Consider the following 24,156-nt stretch of genomic DNA (forward strand, 5'->3'; position numbering starts at 1 on the left):
GGAGGTATTATCAAAGATTTAATTAACAGTATCTACTAAATGAAGGCTCTTACTTATCTCCCGTTTCCGCAAATAAAAAATCAGCCGGCTGTTGTGGTAGACAGCTTCCATCCAAATGGGTTGGTGCTCTCGCATTGGCGGGAAGCGCCTACTCCGGCCGAGCTAAGAGAAGATACCAGTGCGGGCATGGTGCTTCAGGCGCTGAAACAAAACTGGCCTGATTTGCAAAAATACCAATATGTAACCGCTAACCATTTTGATATTGATGCCTTTGTTGGCGTTTGGGCCTTGCTTCATCCGGAACAAGCCCTGGAGCATGAAGAAACCCTGCGGCAAATGGCGCTCATAGGTGACTTCCGGGAGTTGGATTTGGAGGCTCCTTTTGCCAAAGAAGCCCTGAAACTGGTTTGCTGGCTTAATTCAGAAGAGAAAGCAAAGTTTTATCCGCCGTTTGGAGCAGAGGAGTTGGAAGAGAATGAAGTGGTGGCCTCTATCCCGAAATTTCAATATTTTTTAGAGGTTTTTTTGGATGTACTCCTAAATACTGCATTATTTCAACAAGTATGGGAGCCGGAGTTTGAATTGGTTTTGCAGGGGTATAAGCAAGTAAACGGAGTGAAATCTAAAATAATCCAAAACCAGGCTTTGGGTTTGGTGATTATTCAGACACCAGCACCCGTTCACTACTATGCCTTGTTTAGTTCCACAACAGGCTATGACATAGTGGTTTCCTGCTACCCTGAAAACCGATATGAACTAGAATGCAAGTACACAACCTGGGTTGATTTGGAAAGCCGCCCTACACTGCCACGACCAGATCTGCGGCCTTTGGCCAAGTACTTGAATACACTGGAGAAAACGGGTTATACGTGGGTGGCTGACGGAGTGACTGATACGGGCCCTTTGCTGCGTTTGAAAGCCGAAAAAATAAGTAAAGCACAACGGTATGGCAACCCGACGGAAAGAATATTCTACTCTTCTTCTATAGCAAAGGAGGTATTTCTTCAGGGGGTAACAGATTATTTGAAGAGTGCATTTTTAAAAGTGACGCCAAAGAAGCGTTGGACCTGGCAGCAGGTGAAAGATTTCAATCATACAAAATAATAAAATTTTGTGTTTTACTTTTGGTGTTTATATAAAACTCGCTATTTTTAGGCAAAGAAAAGTATACAATTTGCCTCTTTCCGGAAACCCTCGCCCAGATAGAAGTGCAGCCGCAGAATCGTTTGGCGCTCCTATGATAGAAATAGCTCATAATCCATTCTACAAGTTTTATGTAGACGTGGATAGGAACAGAATCTTTCTTAAGATTAAAGGATGCTGGAATAGTCCAGAGGAGGTTCCTTTCTATTTGATCCATTTAAAAGAAGCGTTAGGCTTAGTAAAACCAGGTTTTTCTATCTTAACTGACCTAAGGTATCTGGAAGAGTATTCGCCTTCCATACGGCAAATGCACATTGAAGCGCAAAAACTGACCATAGAAGCAGGAATTTGCCAATTAGCCGAAGTGCATGATTTGAAAACTTCTATAAACCAGTTGGCGATGGCCATGGCAGAAGAAAGCGGAATCCCGCTCAATATTTTTGACTCTATGCAAGATGCAGAAGCCTGGCTTTCTGAATTGCAGAAAAAGTAAGCTTTTATTCCCGCCAGAGGTAAGAATAACCCAATTCCTATATTCCCGTTTTGTAAGGTGACATGGTCTTCGTAAACTTGAGCCGTGACCTAGCCTTGCAATCCTATGAAAAAGATTCTTTGCCCCGTTGATTTTTCCAAAACCTCTAATAAAGCCGCCGAGTACGCCGCACAAATTGCGCAGCGTACCAAGGCCTCATTGACCCTCCTTCACGTTTTGCACCTGCCCATCATGGACACCACTGAATCTGCCCTCATGGCCAGCCAGGTGTTAGATGACCAGCGCCGGGTTTCATCAGATAAACTGCATGGGTTGTCTTTGCACTTGCAGAGCCTCTTTAGCGCCTCAGGAGGGTTCACTTCTTCCATAGACACAAGAGTACAGGAAGCCTTTTTAGCCGATGCCATGGAGCGCCTGGTGCACGAAGAGGGTTTTGATTTTGTGGTTTTGGGAACTACAGGCGGCGGCAATACTCTGGAGGAAATCCTGATTGGCAGCAACACAGAAAGTGTGATCTCGCAGGTGAAGTGTCCCGTGCTGGCTATTCCTAGCAACGCTACCTACCCAGATATTCACCGCATTGTGTATGCCTCAGATTACCAGCCTGAAGATGCCCGTGCCCTGGGCCAGGTGATTGGTCTTGCCACCGTGTTTCAGGCCGAAGTGGAGGTGGTGCACGTATCTAAAAAAGCTGGCTCAGAGGATACCCAGAAAGCCCAAGGCTTTATACAGCAAGTGTCAGATCAATTAGGTGGTTTCCCGATTGCTTTCCATGAGATAGTGCACGAGGAGGAAGACACTGGTTTGAAAGACTACCTAAGCAAAACGCACAGCAACATGCTGGCAATTTTGAAGAAAAAACGTAGCTTCTTCAAAAACCTGTTTGGCATGAGCCTCGCAGAAAAATTAACGTACCAAACTAAATTACCCCTGCTGGTGCTTCACGCAGACGCAGAATAAAATACCATGAGTGTACTTTCTACTTCCGGGGCATCTGCCACCGGTTGGCGTAAGATCGCGGCCTTTGCCGCGATTTATGTTATATGGGGTTCTACCTACCTGGCCATTGCCTTTGCCGTGGAAACCCTGCCTCCTTTTTTAATGGCAGGAATGCGGTTCCTGTTAGCCGGGGCCATTTTATATAGTTGGGCAGTATGGCGCGGGGCAAAGGCCCCTTCTCTTTTTCACTGGCGTAACACGGCCATTATAGGTGGTTGTTTGCTGCTGCTAGGCAACGGAGCAGTGGTATGGGCCGAACAGAAAGTGCCCTCAGGCATAGCTGCCTTGTTAGTAACCACAGAACCCCTCTGGATAGTTGTGCTCCAATGGGTAGGCAAATCCAGGCAAGTTCCTTCTAAAGGAGTATTGTTAGGATTGGTGATAGGAGTGGTAGGCATGATTATCCTGGTTAGCCCCTGGGAGCTGGAAGGTGGTGTAGATATGATGGGCAGTATAGCCATTCTGTTGGCAGCGGGTGCCTGGGCCTGGGGGTCGTTGTTTTCGTCCAAAGCGACCTTGCCTGACTCTCCCATTCTTACTACCGGCATGCAGATGCTGTGTGGCGGCGGGTTGTTGTTTTTAACCGGAACTATAGCCGGAGAATGGCAAACCACTGATTGGGGAGTTGTAAGTCAGCGCTCTTGGTTGGCTTTGGCGTACTTGGTCGTATTTGGCTCCCTTATAGCTTTTTCGGCGTATAGTTGGCTGACCAGGGTAGCGCCTCCCTCGCAGGTATCTACCTATGCCTATGTAAACCCCGTTATTGCCGTTCTGTTAGGTTGGGCACTCGCGCATGAAGTAATCACTGGGCAGACCATCATAGCTACTGTTCTACTTGTGGCGGCAGTGGTGCTGATCACCATCAAATCAAAGCATTGATAAGGACCATATTTATTATTCTGTCAGAGGAGGATTCATGAAGAAAGCTTTAGAAACTACTTTCATCACTCTTCTGATGTTCTTTGCTTTGATTGGTGTAGTATGTTGAAGCAGTTTCCAGCAAACCAGGCCTAAAACAAAACTGCCCTGCCAAATCTTTGGCAGGGCAGTTTTGTTTTAGCAGGATGTACCTATCTGGGAAGTCTGAAACTTAAACCTCCACCTACAAACAGCTCAGGGGCTTGGGAGGATACACCGGTACCAACAATAGCATCTAGCTGTACATAAGGCAACACTAAGAATTGAATAGAACCATCAATGACGTTTTCGGCGGGGCTGCCTTTGGGCTTCTCGCCGAAGAACTCTGCTGATAAAGTGACTTTGTCACTTAATTTTCCGCTAAGGGCGAGAGAGAACTGAAGTTTGTTTTCCATCTCGCCTTCATCAGGTTCACGCCGGAAACCGGCATTGTACTGAAGCTTCACTTTTTCTGATAGTTCATTTGTGAAAAGAAGCATGGCTTCTGGGGCCACTCTTCTGGGCTCAAAGGCGTCCGCGCCCCAGGGTACCTCTAACATGGCTAGTACAGATACTTCGGGCACTGCTCCCTCTGCTTCCAGGATGTTTATTTTGGTTCCCACCCTTACCGTGCTTAACCCTCTATCACGTTGCAGGAGGGCATCACCCACCCGGTAATCTTCCCGTCTAAAGGTGGCTTCCAAGCGTAATTCGGCCGCTTTGAAAACCCCTATCCGGAGGAGAGCTTGCGGGTAAAGCCATTGCTTATTTTCAAGGCCATCTAGCGTTCTTTTCTGGTACTGGAAACCAGTTTCTAATTGGAAAAAGCCTCTTGGTACCGTGCTGGATGCTTCGGTAAGGGTAGGTCGATCGGTTTCGAATTCGGGGTCTGTTTCCTGGGCGAGAGCACTGAATTGAATCAACCCAAAGCTTATAAATAGTAGTATCTTTTTCATTCAGGAAGTAGTTAGCTGGGTTTTGGTACGGGGGAAAGGGTGACCAGTTGGTTCTTTGGCTTTCGCTTTGGTGAAACACCGTGCTTTCCCACTTAGATACCGTATTTATTCAATCCAGCCTAATGTAACCACCTTTTTGGGAAAGAGTACAAGGTGGAACCACCCAATCTGTTCTATATGCCCATTCAACGCGACCGCCTGTATGCCGATGTCCAGTACCTGACTACCCTGAAGCCTCCCCGCAGCATAGGCCACCCTGAGTCTTTGAAAAAAGCCGAGGAGTATATAGAGGCGCAATTCTGCAAACTAAGCGGACGGGTTCAAAAGCAAGCGCTGCACCAAGGGTTTAATAATCTAATTTTTTCTTATGGACCCGAGGATGGGGAGCGGGTGATTGTAGGGGCGCATTATGACGTTTTCGGTGAAACTCCCGGAGCAGATGACAATGCCAGCGCCGTAGCCGGTTTGCTGGAACTGGCCCGCGCTTTGCACGAGGAAAAACCAGAGGTAAAGCACCGAATAGATTTTGTGGCCTATAACTTTGAGGAGCCTCCTTACTTCGCCACAGAGAAAATGGGCAGCGCTGTGCATGCGAAGTCCATGAAGAAGGACAAGGTAGATGTGAAGCTGATGATTTGCCTTGAAATGATTGGGTTCTTCACTGATAAGCCCAACTCTCAGGAGTTTCAACACGAGTCTATGAAAAAGATGTACCCTACCACGGGTAACTTTATTGTAGTAGTAGGCAAGATGGGGCAGGAGCGGACAGTGCAGCGGGTGCAGCAGTTTATGAAAGAACACTCCCGCATAGATGTGCAGTCCATTGCCGCTCCGGAAGGCTTACCTGGCGTAGGTTTGTCTGACCACCGGAACTACTGGGCCCAAGGGTACCAGGCTGTAATGATCAATGACACGTCTTTCCTCCGTAACCCGCATTACCACCAAAGAAGCGACACCATTGACACCCTTGACTTTGCCCGTATGACAGAGGTGGTGAGAGGAGTTTACGCTGCGATGTTGAATTTTTAAAATTAACTTCAAAAGCGAGCACAATTGATTTGCACAGGATCTAAAGCTTTGGAAACGGCAGAAAAGATAAAGCTTACATGGAGTTCATTCTACTATCTTGTAAGGAATAAAGGGATAGCCTGAATACCATTTCCAAATACTTAATGCTTAAGGTGTTTTTCTTACTCTCTTCAAAAAAGCCAAGTGTACACTAGGGGCACTTTAGTAAGGATAAAAATATTCTCATATTTATATATGAGTTAACTAATATTTAGTATTTTTGAGCTGCTAAATATTATTATTTATTATCTATGAAAAGGAGTAGAGGTGCTTTGATAGTTGTTTACTTATGCTTTACTGCAGTTTTAAGCTTTGGCCAAACCAAACTTAAGCCATTGGCTTTGTTAAAGCATGAAGAAAGCCTGATGTTTCATGATGCAGTTTTTTCGCCGGAAGGAAACCGTTTGGTATCTGTAGGCAACCAAGGGATGCTGTACCTCTGGGATCCCACTCAGTCATTTCCAGTAAGTTTTAAGCACGTGTACAAAGGAACGGCTCTTTCATGTGCGTACTCCCAGGACGGAAAGTACATAGTGACGGGAGGGGAAGAGAGATCCATCAAAGTTTTACTAGCCCAAGATTTGAGTGAGGTAAAAAGTATTACTGGGTTGCCAGCAACAGTACGGAAAATTGCAATGTCAGGAAACCGGTTGGTAGCCCTGCTCCAGAACAATGAAATACATATTTACAACACAGATACATGGGAGAAGATAGGTAAGCCACGTTATGCTGCCAAAGACTCTAAGATTGTGTTCAGTAGCAAAGGCGATCGGTTTTATGCTTGGTTTTCAAGCCGTATTTATGCTATTTCAGCCAAAGACGGTGAGTTAATCAATGTATTCAATACAAATTACGGTATTCCCACTGATTTAACGTTGAGTACCGATGATCGATTATTGGCTGTAGGCTATGGGAAAGCAGATGAGGTAATACGCATCTATGATACTGGTGACTTCAAACAAGTGAAGGCTGTGAAAAAGAATGGGGCTGGAGATTCAGCTACCGGTATGTCTTTCTTTCATAACAGCAATAAATTACTTTACCTCTCAAATGCCGGCAATCCTAACCTGAAGGTGTACGACCTAGACAATGGCACGCATACATCTGTTTTAAAAGGAAGCGCAACCGACAACACCTCCATTTCCCGTGATAACTCCAAGTTGATTCTGGCGCCGAGAGGACTTAACTCAATTCGGTTGATGGCGATTATTTAGAAACAGTTTTAAGCTAGTTTCTACAAAATACCCTGTAAATGGAAGAGCCGGTTCTACTAGACCGGCTCTTCCATTTACAGGGTATAAAAACTTGATTTTGATAGGAGTCTAGGCGCTGGGGTTTTCCAAAGAAGCCATGTCAATCACAAAACGGTATTTCACATCGCCAGCCAGCATACGGTCATACGCGGTGTTGATTTGGTTTATGTTGATGACCTCAATGTCTGAAAGGATGTTGTGCTCAGCACAGTAGTCCAGCATTTCCTGCGTCTCAGCAATGCCCCCAATCAAGGAACCGGCAATGCGGCGGCGCCCGAAAATAAGGGTGGCAGCATGTAGTTCCGGAGCTTCCGGCGGAACACCTAACAAGATCATCGTTCCATCTCGGCGTAAAAGCGAAGCGTACATATCCAGACTCACTTTGGCCGAAACTGTGTTAATGATGAAGTCGAAATAGTTGGTAACCTGCTTCAGGGCCTCTGAGTCTTTGGTGACCACAAATTTGTGCGCGCCAAGAGCCTGAGCATCGGCTTCTTTGTTAGGAGAGGTACTTAAAACCGTAACTTCAGCTCCCATAGAAGCAGCCAGTTTCACAGCCATGTGTCCTAGTCCACCTAAGCCAACTACTGCTACTTTATGGCCTTCGCCCACACCCCAATGCCGGAGGGGAGAGTAAGTGGTGATACCTGCGCAAAGAAGTGGAGCCACCCGTGCTAAGTCCTGATCTTCCCTGATTTTCAGGACGAAATTTTCTGAGACCACTATCTGGTTGGAGTACCCCCCATAGGTCGGAGTTTCTAAGCCAGGCTCTGGGCTGTTATAGGTTCCAATGAATCCTTGCTCACAGTATTGCTCCAGGCCATCGTTACAGCTGGGGCAGGATTGGCAGGAACCTACCATACAGCCTACACCCGCCATTTCTCCCACACTGAAGTTTTTAACGTGGTCACCTACCCGGACCACTCTGCCCACAATTTCGTGGCCCGGCACAACGGGGTACATGGCACCGCCCCACTCACCTTTAGCGGTATGTAAATCTGAATGGCAAACACCGCAGAACAGGATCTCAATCATCACGTCATGAGGACCCACATCGCGGCGCTCAAAATTATAGGGGGCCAACGGGGAGTTGGGGTCAAAGGCAGCGTATCCTTTTGTTTCTATCATAGTTTTATTTTTAGGGGTGCAAAGTATAAGGTACTACATCAGAGATACGGGAAGTACGGCTTTGAGATTTGCCGCTTTTACTTGACCTGGTAGTTGGCCAGGTAAAGGGCTAAGTACCAACTGCTATTCCAAAGGAAACTAGCCTTGCCGAAACAGCCCTAACTTTTGGTTTTAGGCCTGTTTTGCCAAATAAGGCTTAAAACGGAAGCTTGCTAACGTCAATGTTCCCACCTGAAAGGATGACTCCTATTTTTTGTCCGGCAAACTCTTCTTTTTCTCTGAGCAATGCGGCCAGAGCCACAGCACTGGAAGGCTCTACAATGATTTTCATCCGCTCCCAGATTAGGCGCATGGCACTGGTAATTTCCGTTTCCTCTACCCGGATGATTTTGTCCACGTATTGCTGGATGATAGGGAAATTAATATCGCCCAGTTGGGTTCTGAGGCCATCAGCGAGAGTGTTGGTACTGTCATTAGATTCAATTTGTCCGCTCAGGAGCGAACGATACGCATCATCGGCTTCAAAAGGCTCGCCTCCAATCACCTTGCAGTTCCTTTCAAAATAATGGGCTGCTAAGGCAGTACCTCCAATTAATCCACCTCCGCCCACTGGCGAGAAAATGTAGGTTAGTTCTGGTTGGTCTTCTAATAATTCCAAGGCAGCGGTGCCTTGCCCCAAGATAACCTCACGGTCATTGGAGGGATGTATAAAGTAAGCACCCGTTTCTTTCTGGACCTGCTCAGCTACTTCTTCGCGGGCGATGGGGGTAGAGGCGCATTCCACGATTTGGCCGCCATAACCTTTTACCGCATCCTTCTTGACCTGTGGCGCATTTTCAGGCATCACAATATACGCCTTTACGCCTATGCTCTGCGCAGCCAACGCCAGGGCTTGGGCAAAGTTCCCAGAGGAATGGGTAACTACTCCGCGGGCTTTTTGCTCTTCTGAAAGTTGAAGCACCGCGTTCATGGCGCCGCGCATCTTGAAGGCTCCCATACGCTGGAAGTTCTCACATTTAAAATAAAGGTCAGCCCCCGCTATTTCATTCAACAAACGAGAGGTAAGAACCGGGGTGCGGTGAATATAAGGCGCTATTCTTTCCTGAGTGGCCAGTAAATCTTCTTTTTTCATAAGTAAAGGAGGCGTAAGTTGATTGCAGATCTCCTTTGCAAAGGAAATAAATACAAGTGGAAAAGGAGAGGTTGGTTTGAAAGAAGTTGATACGTGAATTCCGGTAGAAAATCGCAACTCAAATTTTAATAGGCTGAGCCATCTATATCCATCTTAAATAAAAAAAGCCACCCTTTTTGGGTGGCTTTTCTAAAAACTGGTTCTAAACTAACTTAGTATGGTTTTGCCTCGTGCGATTTCTGCTTCGCATCTTTCACGCCTGCTTCCGGAGAGATAGCACCAATTGGGCCTTTGTCTTCCTGAGACTTAGAAGTTTTCGCCAAACCTTCGGCTACTCTACGGCCATAATCTGCATCAGCTAGGGTGAAATGCTCAATCATCTTATCCTGAATACGCTTATCGGCAGTAGCCAGGGTATTCACCAGGTTGGTGATCAAATCATCACGCTCCCAGTCTTCAAAGTTGCGGTAAGTTTCACCGGCTTGCTTGAAGTCATTGGTGCGGTCAATCTTCTGACGAACCAGGTTGGCTTCGTAGCGTGGCTCATAGTCCTTACCCGCTTTAGGTGCCTCTTTCACATTGTTCAGAGTAGAAGGCTCATAGTTAATGTGCGGGTTCTGACCTTGTCCAAAATCTGAGTGGAAAGACATTTGCCCACCTCTCTGGTTTGTAACAACTTGGTTTTTAGGAGCATTAATTGGCAATTGCAAATAGTTTGCTCCTACTCGATAACGTTGTGTATCTGAGTAAGAGAACGTACGTCCCTGCAACATTTTATCATCAGAAAACTCCAGTCCGTCTACCAGTACGCCGGTACCAAAAGCTGATTGTTCTACCTCATTGAAGTAATCAACTGGGTTACGGTTCAGGGTCATCTTGCCCACTGGCAGGAAGGGGAACTGATCTGCTGGCCACAATTTGGTGTCATCCAACGGATCAAAGTCCAGTTCCGGATGATCATCGTCGCTCATGATCTGCACGCATAGCTCCCACTCAGGATAGTTTCCTTCTTTTATAGCTTCAAACAGATCCTGTGTAGCGTGGTTGAAGTTCTTAGCCTGGATGCTTTCGGCTTCAGCCTGGGTTAAGTTGCGGATGCCTTGTAGCGGCTCCCAGTGGTATTTCACTAGTACGGCTTGGCCATCGGCGTTCACCCACTTATAGGTGTTTACTCCTGAACCTTGCATCTGTCGGTAGTTGGCCGGAATACCCCATGGCGAAAACAGGAACGTAGCCATATGGGTAGCTTCTGGAGTATTAGCGATAAAGTCAAAGATGCGCTCTCCGCTTTGGATGTTGGTAACCGGATCTGGTTTTTGGGAGTGAATCAGATCTGGAAACTTCATGGCATCTCTGATGAAGAAGATCTTAAGGTTGTTTCCTACCAGATCCCAGTTTCCGTCTTCGGTATAGAATTTCACAGCAAAACCACGCGGGTCACGCAAGGTCTCGGGTGAGTGACCACCGTGTCCTACAGTAGAAAAACGAACAAACACCGGGGTTTGCTTTCCTTTTTCCTGGAATAGTTTGGCGCGGGTATATTTAGCGATTGGCTCATCACCTACTTTTCCGTAAGCTTCAAAAACACCGTGGGCACCAGCTCCCCTGGCGTGTACTACGCGTTCTGGGATGCGCTCACGGTCAAAATGACTGATTTTTTCAATGAAGTGGTAGTTCTCTAAAGTAGCCGGCCCACGGTTCCCTATAGTCCGGATGTTCTGGTTATCAGTTACCGGATGACCTTGCCTGGTGGTCAGATTTTGCCGCTCCTGGCCGTTACCAGCATGGTTGTTTTCAGATTGACCGTTAGATTGATTCTGATCTCTTTCCATAGAATAATGGGGATTAGGATGATTAATATTTAACGCTTTCCTCTTGAGGAGGTTATGCAATTCTTTTCAACTTTTCAGCTTCTCAATTAAAGGTTTTGAAGGCAGCAGTTCAAGCATACTTTCTTTGCTCCTTTCCAGAAGTATACCCCAAAGGTGACCTATATGTTTATATAAATCAAATTGATTAAAGTTATTGAATGATAGGAAATTTCTATAATCTAGAATGCTGATGTGCTAAGTTGAAGAAAGATAGTAACCCAGGGAAGAAAGAGATGGGGTGAAAGGGGGAAATGGATTCATAATGTTATCCCTCCAATAGTTATCTTAGATGGGAGGTTACTGCATTCTATTAATAAAGTAACAATCTTGTTAGAGCAGGGACAGCTTTAATGATCGAGCCTTAAGTTTTTTCATTTTGACAAATAGCTTGACCATTGGTCAAAAAGAAAAGCATAGGGAGATTGCCTCAACAAGAAAGAGAGGAAAAGAGTGGGTTTTGTTTTAAGCTGATTTTTAGAAAAAAGGACTTAATCAAAGCCACTTTTCTAGTTGGTGAGTCGACCTGCTACTCTAGCACCTGTTCTTCTGAAGAAAGAATGGCAAGAGGTCCATCCTGTAGCTGAGGCATCAACTCTAAGAGTTCATCAAAAGTTGAAATCAAGCTTAGATAGGTGTCTGCTTCCAATGCTTCCTCACACTTCTTAAGGAAAACCTCTTTTGGTTTCAAGTCTGCCAGATCTTGTTCAGGTTGTACCTGCTGGTCTAGGGTTTGGCTGTCAATGGTGCGCAGGGGCCGGTGAATTAGGAGCTGCAACTGGGGTTGTAAGGCAAATGCTTCCTGCAGTTTGCCGGTAAGGTCGTGCAGGTTGTGTTCGTATTGAAGTTGTACTTCTGCCCAGGCCGGGTAAGGCAGATCTGCGTTGTCATAGGCAATGATCTTGGGGAACAATTCCTCAATGGTGCCTTTGAACCGAACCAACTTACGCCAGCAGGGTACCGGCACTTCATGTATGTTGGCAAGTTTCCCCTGCTCAAAATCAAGAATGATGATATGCTTATGATCAGTGATCTCAGAGAAGCTCAACGGAATAGGGGAGCCACTATACCTGATGTGCTGCATCTTGTGCACTACCTGCGGCCTATGTAAATGCCCCAAAGCTACGTAATCAAACTCTTCAGGAAATTGATCGCCACAAATCTGCCCCAAGTTGCCCACGTGAATTTCTTTTTCACTGTCTGAGGCACTGCCCCCGGCGGCAAACAGGTGACCGGTGGCCAATACAGGAATACCCAGTTGCTTGAATTCCTGAATGAGCGGCACTAATTGGGTATAATGATCGCAGATACCTTGTTTAAGCCGTGCTTCCTTTTCCTCGCCGGTTTCACCAGGTACTGAGAGGCGTACGTCTTTGTCGCGCAGAAACGGCACGGCGCAGACCACGGCTTTAGGCTGGTCGTCTTCATCTGTAAGTACAATCACCTGATCTTCGGGACTGGCGGGAGCCCCACCCACCACGTGTACATTGAAGTGGCGGAGCAGCTCGGCTGGGGCGTTAAGGGTAGAAACAGAGTCATGGTTACCTCCAATAATGACCAGATCACGGCAGCAGGAGTTTTTAACCTCCCTAATGAAGTCATAATAAAGTTTTAAAGCGGTGTTGGACGGGAAACCAGTATCAAAAACATCACCGGCTATCACCAAAAGGTCTATTTTCTGGTCACAAATGGTCTCACAAAGCCAGTTGAGAAAAGCCCGATGCTCCTCGGTGCGTTCCTGGTTTGCCAGTCGTTGTCCTAAGTGCCAGTCAGCTGTGTGTAGTACCCGTATCATGCCGCTTCAGTTCTGTTCTAGGTGTATCTAACTGACGAAGATACAAAAAGGGAAACGGATCACTAGCTACCTGTCCGGACTAATTTGTTGCGGTTTGATTTACAGTTATATTGAATAAATTGGAACAGCTTATTCTTCCTGACCCATGGACCTCAACAAACCGCTGTTTCTGCTCTTTTGTGGAATTCTAATGTTATACTCAACCCAAACCGGTTTAGCGCAGGAGGTGCCAGAAAGAAACCATTTAGTACAAGTTGGGTATGGAGCCCTTTCACTTCAGGAAATAGGTGTGCGGATAGGAAACTCATCCACTCTTTTCTTCCCCGTGAGAAAACGGGTGAAGCAAGTGGTAGGGCCGGTTCAGGTGAGTTATTCAAAAGCGCTAAATACAAAATGGAGTATTGGGGCAATCGCCTCCTATACCCTTATTCGTTCTATAAGGGAAGACATTGAGGAAAATCAAAGTGGGGAAACTCAGTTTATCAAATCGGGAGAGGACCAATCCCGATTCTATACCTTCATGCCCACTATACAAATCAACTGGAACAAACCTGCCTTGGTTCAGGTGTATTCCGGAGTATCATTAGGTGTCTTGATCGTGGATTACAAGGGTTGGGGTAATTTAGGTGAGGAAACCAGGCATACTACAAAAGCTGCTTTTCTGGGGCATTTGAATTTGCTTGGCATTAGGATTGGGAAACGGGTGGGAGGCTATGTGGAAGGAGGGATTGGGACACATGGCCTTGCTACAGGAGGGCTTTACTATTCCTTTTGAGATGTGTCAGGTATTCCGCAAAAGTGGAATAGGGAAGGCAGCGGGTATTGTTTCAGACTTGTAAGTTCGTTTTTAACTTATTTTAGGAAAATAGGTTAAAAACAGCCAGTCCTTTCCATTGGTTGGCTTAGCCTTTAACATTCCTAAAAAGTGTTACCCGCATGGCTTATTGTGAAAAGTACTTATATTAGCCTCTTCAAGCCTTTTACAAACGAACTACAAACAAACTATTTCCTAACTTTTACGCATTTTATGGCAAACCAACTTTTCGCTAGGAAGTCAATTGATAAGCTTAGCGCAGACGCCTTTAGTGAGGGGGCACACAACCTGAAACGAACCTTAGGGCCAATCAATCTGGTGGCTTTGGGAGTCGGGGCCATCATTGGTACCGGTATCTTCGTGTTGACGGGTAGTGCGGCGGCTCAGTACACTGGCCCAGCAATTGTGTTGGCTTTTATTCTGGCTGGCTTAGGTTGCGCATTCGCGGGTCTTTGTTATGCTGAATTCGCTTCTATGATTCCTATTGCCGGTTCTGCTTATACCTACGGCTACGCCACCCTGGGTGAGTTCGTGGCTTGGATTATTGGCTGGGACTTAATTTTGGAATATCTTTTTGGGGCGGCTACGGTGGCGGTGGGTTGGTCTGGTTACGTGGTTTCTTTCCTTCGTGACCTGAACGTCAACATTCCGCCAGAGTGGAGCAACGCTTCTGGCGTGGAATTGATCCAGCTGCCGGGCACCAGCTCCTGGGTACGGGTGACCGAGCAATTATCTTCTTCCTTGGCCGCTGATGGTATTGACATTGCCACTTTGCCACATGCAATTGGTATCTTTAATGTGGTAGCAGCTGTTGCTATTGCGTTGGTCACCATTTTGTTGGTGCGTGGTATGAGTGAATCTGCCAGGTTCAATAATATTGCTGTTATCATCAAAGTAGGCGTTGTGATCCTGTTTATTTTGGCTGGTGCGAACTACTTGTTCGGTCATCCTGCTGAGGCTGCTGAAAACTGGACTCCTTTCCTGCCTGAGAACAAGGGTGGATTCGGAGAGTACGGTTGGAGTGGGGTAATCAGAGCTGCCGGGGTAATCTTCTTTGCCTACATTGGTTTTGATGCTGTTTCTACTACAGCCCAGGAAGCCAAGAACCCACAGAAAGACATGCCTATTGGTATCTTAGGCTCATTGATTATCTGTACTATCTTGTACATTCTGGTGTCTGGAATTCTAACCGCCATGGTACACTACAGCCAACTGAACGTGGCTGAGCCTATAGCCGTGGGTATCGAAAAAACCGGGTATACCTTCCTCCGTGACCTGATCAAGATTGGTGCTATTGCTGGTCTTTCTTCGGTGATGTTGGTGATGTTGATGTCACAGCCGCGTATCTTCTACACCATGGCAAATGATGGACTTTTACCGCCTATTTTCGGAAGACTGCACCCTAAATTCAGAACCCCGCACGTGAGTACTATTTTGACCGGTTCTATCTGTGCCGTGGTAGCGGGTGCTTTCTCTGTGGATGAATTGGGCCACTTAGTATCTATCGGGACGTTGTTGGCTTTCGTGATTGTTTGTGCCGGTGTTTGGTACCTGCGCGTGAAAGAACCAAACCGTCCGCGTCCGTTCAAAACACCTTTAGTGCCGTTGGTGCCTATCTTAGGGATCTTAGTATGTGTGGGCATGATGGCTGGTTTGCCTGCTGAGACCTGGTACCGGTTACTAGGCTGGATGGCCATTGGTATCCTGATCTACTTCCTTTATGGAAAGAAGCATAGCGTGATCCGTAAAGAAAATAACCTTTAATAAGCACTTTTTCGAAAGATATTGAAAAGCCCGGTCTCATAACAGATCGGGCTTTTTCTTTGCCATTTTTGGGTTTTAGGCCTGATTTTCAGAAAACAGGGGCAAAACAAACAATCTCTTGTTAGCTCTTTTATTAGCCTGAACTTTTCAGTACTTTTCCTTTTTCATACAGATCTATCTCACAAGCAAACCTTTATTTAGGCTCCCATGAAAAAAGTATTTCTCTCCGTGTTGGTGGTAGCGGCCATGTCGCTGCAGAGCCGGGCACAGGAGACTTTTCCGCGCAATGGGGTGTATGATGAACGTTCCGGGCTTCGGGCTTTCACCAATGCCACCATCTTCGTGGACTATCTAACTAAATTAGAGAACGCCACTCTGGTCATTAAAGACGGCAAGGTAGTGGCGGTTGGTACCAAAGTCAGCATACCGCAGGGGGCAATGATCTCTGATTTAAAGGGAAAAACGGTGTACCCGGGGTTTGTGGATCCATACACGCACTATGGTGTTCCGGCGGTGCCGCAAAGGATCTTCAGTTTCAACAGCCCACCACAGGCAGAGTCAAAGAAAGAAGGCGCCTACAACTGGAACCAAGCCATTCGGCCAGAGACTAACGCCGTAGAGGTGTTTAAAGTAGATGCCAAAGCTGCTGAGGAATTGCGCAAATTAGGGTTTGGAACGGTATTGACCATTCACCCAGACGGTATTGCCCGCGGAACAGCTTCCTTGGTTACCCTAGCTGACAAGCGCGAGAACCAGGTGATTTTGCTTGACAAAGCCGCCGCTGCTTTATCGTTTGACAAAGGATCCTCTACCCAGGATTATCCTAACTCCTTGATGGGATCTGTTGCCCTGCTGCGCCAAACCTACCTGGATGCCCAGTGGAACTCAAAGAACCCAGACAAAGAGCAGAACCTTTCTTTGAAAGCCTTTTCTGACGGAAATCGTTTACCCCAGATTTTTGAGGTAAGCAACAAACTGAATGCCGTTCGCGCTGATAAAGTAGGGGATGAGTTTGGCCACCAATATATCTTTAAAGGCCAGGGCGATGAATACCAGATGTTGCCCCAAATCAAGAACACTAAGGCGGCTTTCATCCTGAATCTGAACTTCCCCGATGCTTATAACGTGGAAGACCCTTATGATGCCCGCCGCATTGGCATTGAGGAGATGAAGCATTGGGAAATGGCTCCAGCTAACCCTGCTATGTTGGTCAAAGAGGGGGTTGCTATTGCCTTCACCTCTTCTGATTTACGCGATAAAAGCAAGTTCTTACCGAATCTTAGAAAAGCCACCTTACACGGCTTGTCAGAGCAGGAAGCGTTGAAAGCAATAACTTTCACACCCGCTAAACTCCTGAAAGCTGATAAATTTGTAGGTAGCCTTAAAGAAGGCATGCAGGCCAATTTTGTGGTGACCTCAGGCAATTTGTTTGATGCCACTACCATGCTTCTGGAGAACTGGGTGCAGGGCCAAGGCTACAAATTAAGTGAAACGCCAGCCGACTTCCGGGGCGTATACACCTTAAAGATTGGTTCTCAGCCAGACCGCCGTCTGCTCATCAGCGGTACTCCAGAGAAACCAGAGCTTAAAGTAGTAGCTACAGACACTTTAAAAGGTAGTCTTTCTTTTAGTGGTGAAATGTTGACCATTGCTTTTGCCCCCACCAAGAACGGGAAAGAAAGCATCAGATTAAGCGGCTGGTACACAGGCAAGGGGTTTCAGGGTGAAGGCCAGTTGCCCGATGCTCAATCAGTGAAGTGGAGCGCCCTTCTTTCTGAGGCTGCAACCCAGCAAGCCAAACGTGATACTGCTCGTGCCCGCTCAAATGAAGCGTTAGGGATGGGTAAATTGATGTTCCCGTTTGCGGCTTTTGGCAGAACAGAACTTCCTAAAGCAGAGACGGTCCTCATCAAAAACGCCACTGTCTGGACAAACGAAAAAGACGGAAAACTACAGAACGCTGATGTGCTCCTGAAAAACGGGAAGATTGCCCAGGTAGGCAAAAACCTTTCCGCCAACGGAGCCAAAGTCATTGATGGTACTGGAAAGCACGTTACCCCTGGTATTATTGATGAGCACTCGCACATTGCCTTGGATGGGGTTAACGAAGCTACCCAAGCCGTAACGGCTGAAGTGCGTATGTCTGATGTGGTGAACCATGAGCAAGTGAACATCTACCGCCAACTGGCTGGTGGGGTAACCACTTCTCAATTGTTGCACGGTTCAGCAAACCCAATTGGAGGCCAATCTGCTATCATTAAATTACGCTGGGGCCAGTCGCCGGAGAAATTGATGCTGGAAGGAGCAGATCCGTTCATCAAATTTGCTTTGGGTGAGAATGTGAAGCACTCTAACCGTTCACCGGTGTACAACGTGCGTTTCCCACAGACCCGTATGGGCGTAGAGCAAGTGATGGTAGATGCCTTCCAACGAGCCAAAGAGTACCAGAAAGCCTGGGGAGATTATAACAAACTTTCTAAATCAGCGAAAAACAAAACCGCAGCCCCGCGCCGTGACCTGGAACTGGAAACCCTTTCTGAGATCCTGAAGGACAAGCGCTTTATTACCTGCCACTCTTACGTGCAGTCTGAGATCAACATGCTCATGAAAGTGGCCGACCAGATGGGTTTTAGGGTAAACACTTTCACCCACATTCTGGAAGGATACAAAGTTGCTGACAAGATGAAGGCCCGTAACATTGGTGCTTCTACCTTCTCTGACTGGTGGGCTTACAAAATGGAAGTGAAAGATGCCATTCCGTACAATGCCGCCATTATGCATAACGTGGGAGTGACCACCGCCATCAACTCAGATGACGCCGAGATGGCCCGCCGCCTAAACCAGGAAGCTGCCAAAACCATGAAGTACGGTGGTGTTTCTGAAGAAGATGCCCTGAAGATGGTGACGTTGAACCCTGCTAAATTGCTGCACTTAGATGACCGAATTGGTAGCCTGAAAGCTGGCAAAGACGCTGACGTTGTCATCTGGAACGAGCATCCGCTTTCTATCTATGCCCGCCCAGAGAAAACTTTTGTAGATGGCATCGCCTACTTTGACTTGGAGCAGGATAAACAACTGCAGGAAGAGCAGGAGAAAGAGCGTTTACGGTTAATCAACAAAATGTTGGCGGCCAAAGCCCGCGGAGAGCGCACCCAAACTGCAACTCCTTCACGCCGTGGTGGTCAGCAGGTGTTGCATTGCGAGGACGTGGACAATGGTGCCGAGGAAACGTATCAGGAATCTGAGTATCTAAATAAATAAGGAGACCACACGATGATAGCTAAAATGAAAATTGTGGTAAGCCTTACCCCTAAAAACATGTCTCAACGATTATTGCTCGCAGCAGCTTTGTTTGTTAGCACCTCTACTGCCTGGGCTCAGGTACCGGTGCCGGCCACTAAGCAAACCAAAGCCATGGCCCTCACGGGGGCCACGCTGCACGTAGGGAATGGCCAGGTAGTGGAAGGAGCCACTGTGGCTTTCAATGACGGTAAGATCACGTACGCGGGTCCCGCTGCTGGATTTACGGCTGGCGGCACTGCCTATGAAACCGTGAGTGTAAGTGGTAAGCACATCTATCCGGGCATGATTTTACCCAACAGCCAGATTGGGTTGAATGAAGTAGAATCTGTCAGGGCCACTCTGGACCAACAAGAAGTGGGTCTGTTCAACCCAAATGTCCGGTCTGTAGTTGCTTATAACACTGATTCAGATATTACGCCAACCCTGCGGTCTAATGGCGTTCTTATGGCACAGGTAACTCCGGTAGGAGGGATCATTTCCGGTTTGTCTTCGGTGGTTCAGTTGGATGCCTGGAACTGGGAGGATGCCTTGGTGAAAGCCGATGGTGGTGTTCATCTACGGTGGCCAGCCATGGTGCAATCTGGTGACAATACTCCGCAGATGGTACAAAGGCGGCAGGCAAGACAGCAAGGTTTACAGGAGCTTGAGTCTTTGCTTTCGGAAGCCAAGGTGTACAAAACTCAAAAGCAAGACCGGGAAAATCTAAAGCTGTCTTCCCTGACTGGCTTGTTTGATGGCTCCAAAAAGCTTTTCATTCATACTAATTATGGCAAAGAGATCGTGGAAGCCATCAGGTTTGCCCAAAAGGCAGGAGTAAAAGAAATGGTGGTAGTAGGCGGTGGAGATGCTCTGGTGGTAGCGGACTTTCTGAAGGAAAATAACATTCCGGTTATCTACTCAGGAGTGCATGCTTTGCCTAGCAGAGCCGGTGATGATGTGTATTTGCCTTACAAGATGCCTGGTCTTCTGCAGCAGGCTGGTATTCTCTTCTGCCTAGACTATGACGCCAGCCTTCACGGCTCGCGTAACCTCCCCTTTATTGCCGGTACAGCAGTAGCTTTTGGGCTGCCTAAAGAGCAGGCCATTTCTTCGGTTACTTTAAATGCCGCCAAAATTCTTGGGGTAGACAAACAGGTAGGTTCAGTAGAGGTAGGCAAAGATGCCAGCTTGGTAGTGTCTGAAGGAGATATATTGGACATGCGCACAAACAAAATCAGCCATGCTTTTATTCAGGGCCGTAAACTAAACCTTACAGATAAGCAGCAATACCTATATGAGAAATTCAATGGTAAATATGATTTAGGTAAATAGGTACTAGTCTTATTACCTCAAAAACAAAGGCGCCACCTTAATTGGGTGGCGCCTTTATTTTTGAGGTGTTTTTCTAAAAACAGGCAAAATAGATGGTAGTGTTAGCAGAATATAATTTGTTTTTGAAATGCCTTAACCCTTTAGGCCGGTTATAGCCTATTCTGAAAATTGGTAAGATTCTACATCTTCTATTATATTCTGCGTTTAACGAGTGTTTTTGATGTATATTATTCAAAAGTAAGTATTTTTGTAAGAGCCTTCCCCTGTGCTCCATCTTAATGTGCGGATGTAAGTATAATCCACTTTGCCGTTTAGCTGAAGAATTAATTCCATTTTCATTGATGAACCATAGATTATTAGAGCCAGAAGGGGTTGATCTGCCTGAGCCTACTCCATCCGCAGTGAACTTTGAAATGATGTACGCTTTGGCGGAGTACAGCCATGAACCTAAGCTGTTGCTTTGGCCTAATGGAGAAATTCTGTTTGTCAATCAGGCCATGTGTCAGTTAGTGGGGCATTCAAAAGAATTTTTGCTTCAGGAAGGGAGAAAAGTTCTTGTGGATCGGGCAGATACTAGATGGGAACCTGCCATTCAGGAAAGGGAGAATGTAGGTTTTTTTAGGGGTGAGCTTAATATTCTCCACAGAGATGGATATGTGTTACCTGTTGAGCTGGACTCAAGGCTACTCTACATCTCAGACGGAACTTCTTTTGTTAGTGTTCACATCAGAGATCTTCGTGCAGAAAAAAGAGACAAGCAGAAAATAGAGAAACAGCAGAAACAATTAGAAAGCGCACTTCACGACCTAAGTTTAGTGCTGGACTCTACCGCTGACCTTATCTGTACTTTTTCATTGGATGGGCATTTGCTTCATATAAACAAGGCCTGCTTTTCCATTCTGGGATATACACCAGAAGAAATGATTGGGAAGCATTACAGGAATTTCATACATCCCGAAGATATTCCTGATACCGAGGGCGATACCTTGCAGGTAGTTCAAAAGTATTCCACTATTAACTTCAGAAATCGCTACCTCCACAAAGATGGTACTGTAATTTATTTCTCCTGGTCATCTTCTCTTATTAAAGAGGAAAAAAAGGTGTACTGCATAGCCCGCAATATCTCCCAGGAAATTGCCAGTGAGGAGAAACACCATGAAAACGAGAACAGGTTACAGGCATTGCTGCAAGAGGGGTATGATATGATCTGTGTTCTTAATAAGGAAGGGACCTATTCTTTTGTGAGCGGAAGTGTAAAGCAGGTGTTGGGTTATGAATCAGAGGAGTTGACTGGAGCTAATGCTTTTGATTTTATACATCCTGAGGATATCCCTCATGTCTTAGTGAATTTTGACCAAGTTCTATTAGGCGATATCGTGCAGACTAAACCTTTTCGGTTTGTTTCTAAAACTGGAGAATGGCGCTGGATTGAAACCAAAGGAGTGAATTGTTTCCATAATCCCGCTATCAGTGGTATCATTATTAACTCCAGAGATATCACCCATCGGTTAGAAGCACAATTTCAATTAGAGCAAAGTGAGAAGTTATACAAAGCTTTGTTTGAGAATAACCCAGACAGTGTCTTTTCGCTGAACAAAAATGGCGTCTTTACTTCTGTAAATGCCGCCACTGTAGCTTGTAGCGGTTATTCAGAAGAACAGTTGCTCCAAATGAACTTTGTTCAATTATTGCACCCAGATTGGGTTAAGGAAACGGAGGGGGAATTCTCCAGAGCACTGGCTGGTGAATCTAAAACTACTGAAACTGAAATTTTAACTGCCTTAGGCGAGAGGTTGAGCCTTTCCATCACTAAAGTCCCAATTATTGTCAATGATGAAGTATTAGGAATTCATGTCATTGCCAAAGATATCACCAAAGCTAAGCAACAGCAGCGTCTTCTGGAAAATACCGCTAAAAGGTTAAACACCATTCTGGAGAGTATCAATGATGCTTTCTTCACTTTAGACAAAGACTGGTGTTTCTCTTATGTAAACCATGAGTTTGAGAAAGCCATGGGAGTTTCAAATGCAGAGTTGCTTGGACGTGATATTCGGGTAGTGTATTCTGCTAATGATTATGAAATCTTTTACTCCTCTTTTAGCCGGGCAATCTTACTACAACACCCTGCACATTTTGAGGTTTTCTCAGAGAACCTTAATAGATGGTTAGATGTGAGCGCCTATCCTTCAGAAGAAGGTCTAGCTGTCTTCATAAGAGCCATAGATGCCCGTAAAAAAGTTGAGGCAGAACTTAAGAAACTTTCTTTAGTAGCCAGCAAAACAGTAAATTCTGTTTACATAACCGATGATGAAGGTCACATTGAATGGGTGAATGAAGGTTTTACTCGAGTAACTGGTTATACCCTGGAAGAAGTTATTGGCCGCAGGCCTGGTGACTTTCTTGCTGGCCCAGATACTGACCAGAAGAAGGTATCTCGTATAAGGGAGAAATTACATTATAATAGACCCTTTGTACAGGAGGTTCAGAACCGAAGCAAAAAAGGCGAGGTGTATTGGTCCAAATTGGATATCACGCCTATTCTGGATGATCAAAATGGCGGTGGTAAAAAATTCATTGTGATTGAAACCGTCATTACAGAGCAAAAGAAAGCAGAAGAGGAGAGAGCGAAACTAACTGATGAACTACTTCGCCGAAATAGGAACCTGGAGCAATTCACATATATAGTATCTCATAATCTTCGGTCACCCGTCGCTAACATCTTAGGCTTAACTTCTTTGTTAACCACAAAGGGAAGTGCAGAATTACAGGAGGGCATCACAGAAAGGTTAAACCAAACGGCCCAAAACTTAGACTCTATTATAAGAGACCTCAATGAGATGCTTAACCTCCAGGCGGGAATGCTTGATGCAAAGGATCATTTCCAATTGTCAGAAGTAGTAAATCAAGTTCTTCAAGTGCTACCAATTGACAGTTTTGAGAAAGTAGAAGTAAACCTTAACGGAATCCAGGAAATCATATCAATTCGGAGCTACGTGAGCAGCATCATCAGTAACCTTCTGACAAATGCCATTAAATACAAGAACCCAGATAAGCCATTAAGAGTTTGTATAAAAGCCGAACTGCACCAGGATGACATGGTTTGCCTTTCCGTAACTGATAATGGTTTAGGCATCAATTTAGAAAAAGAAGGCAAAAACCTATTTGGGATGTATAAACGTTTTCACTTCCACGTTTCGGGTAGAGGTTTAGGGCTGTACTTGGTAAAGACGCAGGCAGAAGCATTAGGAGGATATGTTAAGGTTGAAAGTAAACCTAATCAAGGTTCAACCTTTAAAGTTTGGATTAAAAACTACAGTTAGGTTAATTGATAATATCTATAGCTAAGTAAAAACAACTAGAACATATAGTAGCGAGCAGGGGAGGCATAGTGTGGGACACCGTGCCTCTTTTTTGTGGCCGGTCCGGGAACTTCCAAGTGTCAGTTTACAGTTTCCACACGGGCGCCGGGCGGGTGCCAATCAAAAGAGATGAGCCCATATGATAGTAGACAAAAAAATTATCCTGCTGGGAACTCCCTGACCCAGAACTTAGTTACGTCTTAGGCTGCGCTGAACAGGGGCAAACCTCAAAGCAGGCCCTTGTAAACAGCAAATTTCTTATTACCTTTGCAGCCCCTTCAACAGGAAGGGTTCTTCGGAGAGGTTGTCTTAAAAAGAACAGTCTTGGGAAGCGAAAAAAATCTCCCCATGCCCATTGCAGAGTAAAAGATGTTCCTTACCTTTGCACTCCCTTCCGAAAGGAGGCTTTCTGGACCGACAGGGTCAAGAAAAAAAAAAGAAAAAAAACACTGAACTGCAGTTGACATTAACCGAAAGGTTCTTACCTTTGCAGCCCGCTTAAATGAGGAGGCTTGGCCTTCAAACTAAGCGGCCTCCTTCACCGGCAGGGTAGGGGAGAAAAGAAAAAAAAGTTTTGTAAAAGTATTGCAAACAGAAAGATTCTTCTTACCTTTGCACCCGCTTCCTAAACGAAGCACACTAAAACACTTAACTGACTGGGTTGAGTAAGTAAAAAAAAAGAGTGAAAAAGTTGCCTGAGGGCTTGGAAACAGCGAAATGTTCCTTACCTTTGCAGCCCCTTCCGACAGGGAAGGAAACGAAACCTAAAGTGGTTTCTCTAGCACTAACGACAGGTTAGTGGGAAGTTCTTTGAGTAGATGGGAAAGATAGGAAAATAAGGCAGACAGTTTACTGTTTGTCTAGGAAACGAAA

Annotated in this window: 16 protein-coding genes; 11 read left to right on the forward strand and 5 right to left on the reverse strand. The window is 45.9% G+C overall.

Translation table 11 applies throughout. The features are described from left to right. Positions 1–39: 39 nt before the first annotated feature. The 4 genes from DC20_RS23095 to DC20_RS15620 all read left to right on the forward strand — a co-directional run bounded on the left by DC20_RS23095 (position 40) and on the right by DC20_RS15620 (position 3,514). Complete coding sequence (locus DC20_RS23095) at positions 40–1,104, forward strand: DUF6687 family protein (RefSeq protein WP_062544681.1); 1,065 nt, start codon at positions 40–42, stop codon at positions 1,102–1,104. Positions 1,105–1,111: 7 nt separating this feature from the next. After that, a complete protein-coding gene (locus tag DC20_RS22910) occupies positions 1,112–1,636 on the forward strand; it encodes a hypothetical protein (RefSeq protein ID WP_157593181.1) in 525 nt (174 codons plus the stop codon). 105 nt (positions 1,637–1,741) lie between these two features. After that, a complete protein-coding gene (locus DC20_RS15615; RefSeq protein ID WP_062544684.1) occupies positions 1,742–2,596 on the forward strand; it encodes a universal stress protein in 855 nt (284 codons plus the stop codon). Positions 2,597–2,602: 6 nt separating this feature from the next. Further along, positions 2,603–3,514, forward strand: a complete 912-nt coding sequence (locus DC20_RS15620; protein WP_062544685.1) for an EamA family transporter — start codon at positions 2,603–2,605, stop codon at positions 3,512–3,514. A 191-nt stretch (positions 3,515–3,705) separates the two neighbouring features. Here the strand turns inward: DC20_RS15620 and DC20_RS15625 are convergent, their stop codons facing one another. Then, positions 3,706–4,488 (reverse strand): transporter, encoded by a 783-nt coding sequence (locus DC20_RS15625; RefSeq protein ID WP_083470349.1) that lies wholly within the window; start codon positions 4,486–4,488, stop codon positions 3,706–3,708. 177 nt (positions 4,489–4,665) lie between these two features. Here DC20_RS15625 and DC20_RS15630 point away from each other — a divergent pair, with 177 nt between their 5' ends. Together DC20_RS15630 and DC20_RS15635 are read left to right on the forward strand one after the other, a co-directional pair. Beyond that, positions 4,666–5,517 carry a M28 family peptidase gene (locus tag DC20_RS15630; protein ID WP_062544687.1) on the forward strand — a complete coding sequence of 284 codons (852 nt, stop codon included), beginning with the start codon at positions 4,666–4,668 and terminating at the stop codon, positions 5,515–5,517. A 290-nt stretch (positions 5,518–5,807) separates the two neighbouring features. Beyond that, complete coding sequence (locus DC20_RS15635; protein WP_157593182.1) at positions 5,808–6,770, forward strand: WD40 repeat domain-containing protein; 963 nt, start codon at positions 5,808–5,810, stop codon at positions 6,768–6,770. A gap of 108 nt (positions 6,771–6,878) precedes the next feature. On the opposite strand, the gene DC20_RS15640 is transcribed toward DC20_RS15635, so the two are convergent. From DC20_RS15640 to DC20_RS15655, 4 genes are all read right to left on the reverse strand, one after another. After that, the gene (locus DC20_RS15640; protein ID WP_062544689.1) at positions 6,879–7,937 is read right to left on the reverse strand and encodes an NAD(P)-dependent alcohol dehydrogenase; all 1,059 of its coding nucleotides are present in this window, start codon (positions 7,935–7,937) and stop codon (positions 6,879–6,881) included. Between the two features lie 196 nt (positions 7,938–8,133). Beyond that, positions 8,134–9,069, reverse strand: a complete 936-nt coding sequence (locus DC20_RS15645) for a pyridoxal-phosphate dependent enzyme (protein ID WP_062544690.1) — start codon at positions 9,067–9,069, stop codon at positions 8,134–8,136. Positions 9,070–9,281: 212 nt separating this feature from the next. Next, entirely contained in the window at positions 9,282–10,901 is a 1,620-nt protein-coding gene (locus DC20_RS15650; RefSeq protein WP_083470350.1) for a catalase, read from the reverse strand. 565 nt (positions 10,902–11,466) lie between these two features. Further along, positions 11,467–12,732, reverse strand: coding sequence for an exonuclease SbcCD subunit D C-terminal domain-containing protein (locus DC20_RS15655; RefSeq protein WP_245652230.1), 1,266 nt, complete (start codon positions 12,730–12,732; stop codon positions 11,467–11,469). A gap of 190 nt (positions 12,733–12,922) precedes the next feature. Here DC20_RS15655 and DC20_RS15660 point away from each other — a divergent pair, with 190 nt between their 5' ends. The 5 genes from DC20_RS15660 (at position 12,923) to DC20_RS15680 (ending at position 23,244) form a co-directional block, all read left to right on the forward strand. After that, a complete protein-coding gene (locus tag DC20_RS15660; RefSeq protein ID WP_169788193.1) occupies positions 12,923–13,507 on the forward strand; it encodes a hypothetical protein in 585 nt (194 codons plus the stop codon). Positions 13,508–13,759: 252 nt separating this feature from the next. After that, entirely contained in the window at positions 13,760–15,310 is a 1,551-nt protein-coding gene (locus DC20_RS15665; protein ID WP_062544692.1) for an amino acid permease, read from the forward strand. Between the two features lie 207 nt (positions 15,311–15,517). Further along, complete coding sequence (locus DC20_RS15670; protein ID WP_062544693.1) at positions 15,518–18,571, forward strand: amidohydrolase family protein; 3,054 nt, start codon at positions 15,518–15,520, stop codon at positions 18,569–18,571. 57 nt (positions 18,572–18,628) lie between these two features. Next, complete coding sequence (locus DC20_RS15675) at positions 18,629–19,924, forward strand: amidohydrolase family protein (RefSeq protein ID WP_062545998.1); 1,296 nt, start codon at positions 18,629–18,631, stop codon at positions 19,922–19,924. A gap of 341 nt (positions 19,925–20,265) precedes the next feature. Beyond that, positions 20,266–23,244, forward strand: a complete 2,979-nt coding sequence (locus tag DC20_RS15680; protein WP_062544694.1) for a PAS domain S-box protein — start codon at positions 20,266–20,268, stop codon at positions 23,242–23,244. Positions 23,245–24,156 lie beyond the last annotated feature (912 nt).

Source organism: Rufibacter tibetensis, from assembly GCF_001310085.1.
GTDB lineage: Bacteria > Bacteroidota > Bacteroidia > Cytophagales > Hymenobacteraceae > Nibribacter > Nibribacter tibetensis.

Excerpts from the sequence above, each read along its gene's own strand:
- DC20_RS15675 (WP_062545998.1), top strand. The coding sequence starts at position 18,629 with ATGTCTCAACGATTATTGCTCGCAGCAGCTTTGTTTGTTAGCACCTCT.
- DC20_RS15680 (WP_062544694.1), top strand. The coding sequence starts at position 20,266 with ATGAACCATAGATTATTAGAGCCAGAAGGGGTTGATCTGCCTGAGCCT.
- DC20_RS15670 (WP_062544693.1), top strand. The coding sequence starts at position 15,518 with ATGAAAAAAGTATTTCTCTCCGTGTTGGTGGTAGCGGCCATGTCGCTG.
- DC20_RS15665 (WP_062544692.1), top strand. The coding sequence starts at position 13,760 with ATGGCAAACCAACTTTTCGCTAGGAAGTCAATTGATAAGCTTAGCGCA.
- DC20_RS15620 (WP_062544685.1), top strand. The coding sequence starts at position 2,603 with ATGAGTGTACTTTCTACTTCCGGGGCATCTGCCACCGGTTGGCGTAAG.
- DC20_RS15625 (WP_083470349.1), bottom strand. The coding sequence starts at position 4,488 with ATGAAAAAGATACTACTATTTATAAGCTTTGGGTTGATTCAATTCAGT.
- DC20_RS15640 (WP_062544689.1), bottom strand. The coding sequence starts at position 7,937 with ATGATAGAAACAAAAGGATACGCTGCCTTTGACCCCAACTCCCCGTTG.
- DC20_RS15635 (WP_157593182.1), top strand. The coding sequence starts at position 5,808 with ATGAAAAGGAGTAGAGGTGCTTTGATAGTTGTTTACTTATGCTTTACT.
- DC20_RS15660 (WP_169788193.1), top strand. The coding sequence starts at position 12,923 with ATGTTATACTCAACCCAAACCGGTTTAGCGCAGGAGGTGCCAGAAAGA.
- DC20_RS15630 (WP_062544687.1), top strand. The coding sequence starts at position 4,666 with ATGCCCATTCAACGCGACCGCCTGTATGCCGATGTCCAGTACCTGACT.
- DC20_RS15615 (WP_062544684.1), top strand. The coding sequence starts at position 1,742 with ATGAAAAAGATTCTTTGCCCCGTTGATTTTTCCAAAACCTCTAATAAA.
- DC20_RS15650 (WP_083470350.1), bottom strand. The coding sequence starts at position 10,901 with ATGGAAAGAGATCAGAATCAATCTAACGGTCAATCTGAAAACAACCAT.
- DC20_RS15645 (WP_062544690.1), bottom strand. The coding sequence starts at position 9,069 with ATGAAAAAAGAAGATTTACTGGCCACTCAGGAAAGAATAGCGCCTTAT.
- DC20_RS15655 (WP_245652230.1), bottom strand. The coding sequence starts at position 12,732 with ATGATACGGGTACTACACACAGCTGACTGGCACTTAGGACAACGACTG.
- DC20_RS23095 (WP_062544681.1), top strand. The coding sequence starts at position 40 with ATGAAGGCTCTTACTTATCTCCCGTTTCCGCAAATAAAAAATCAGCCG.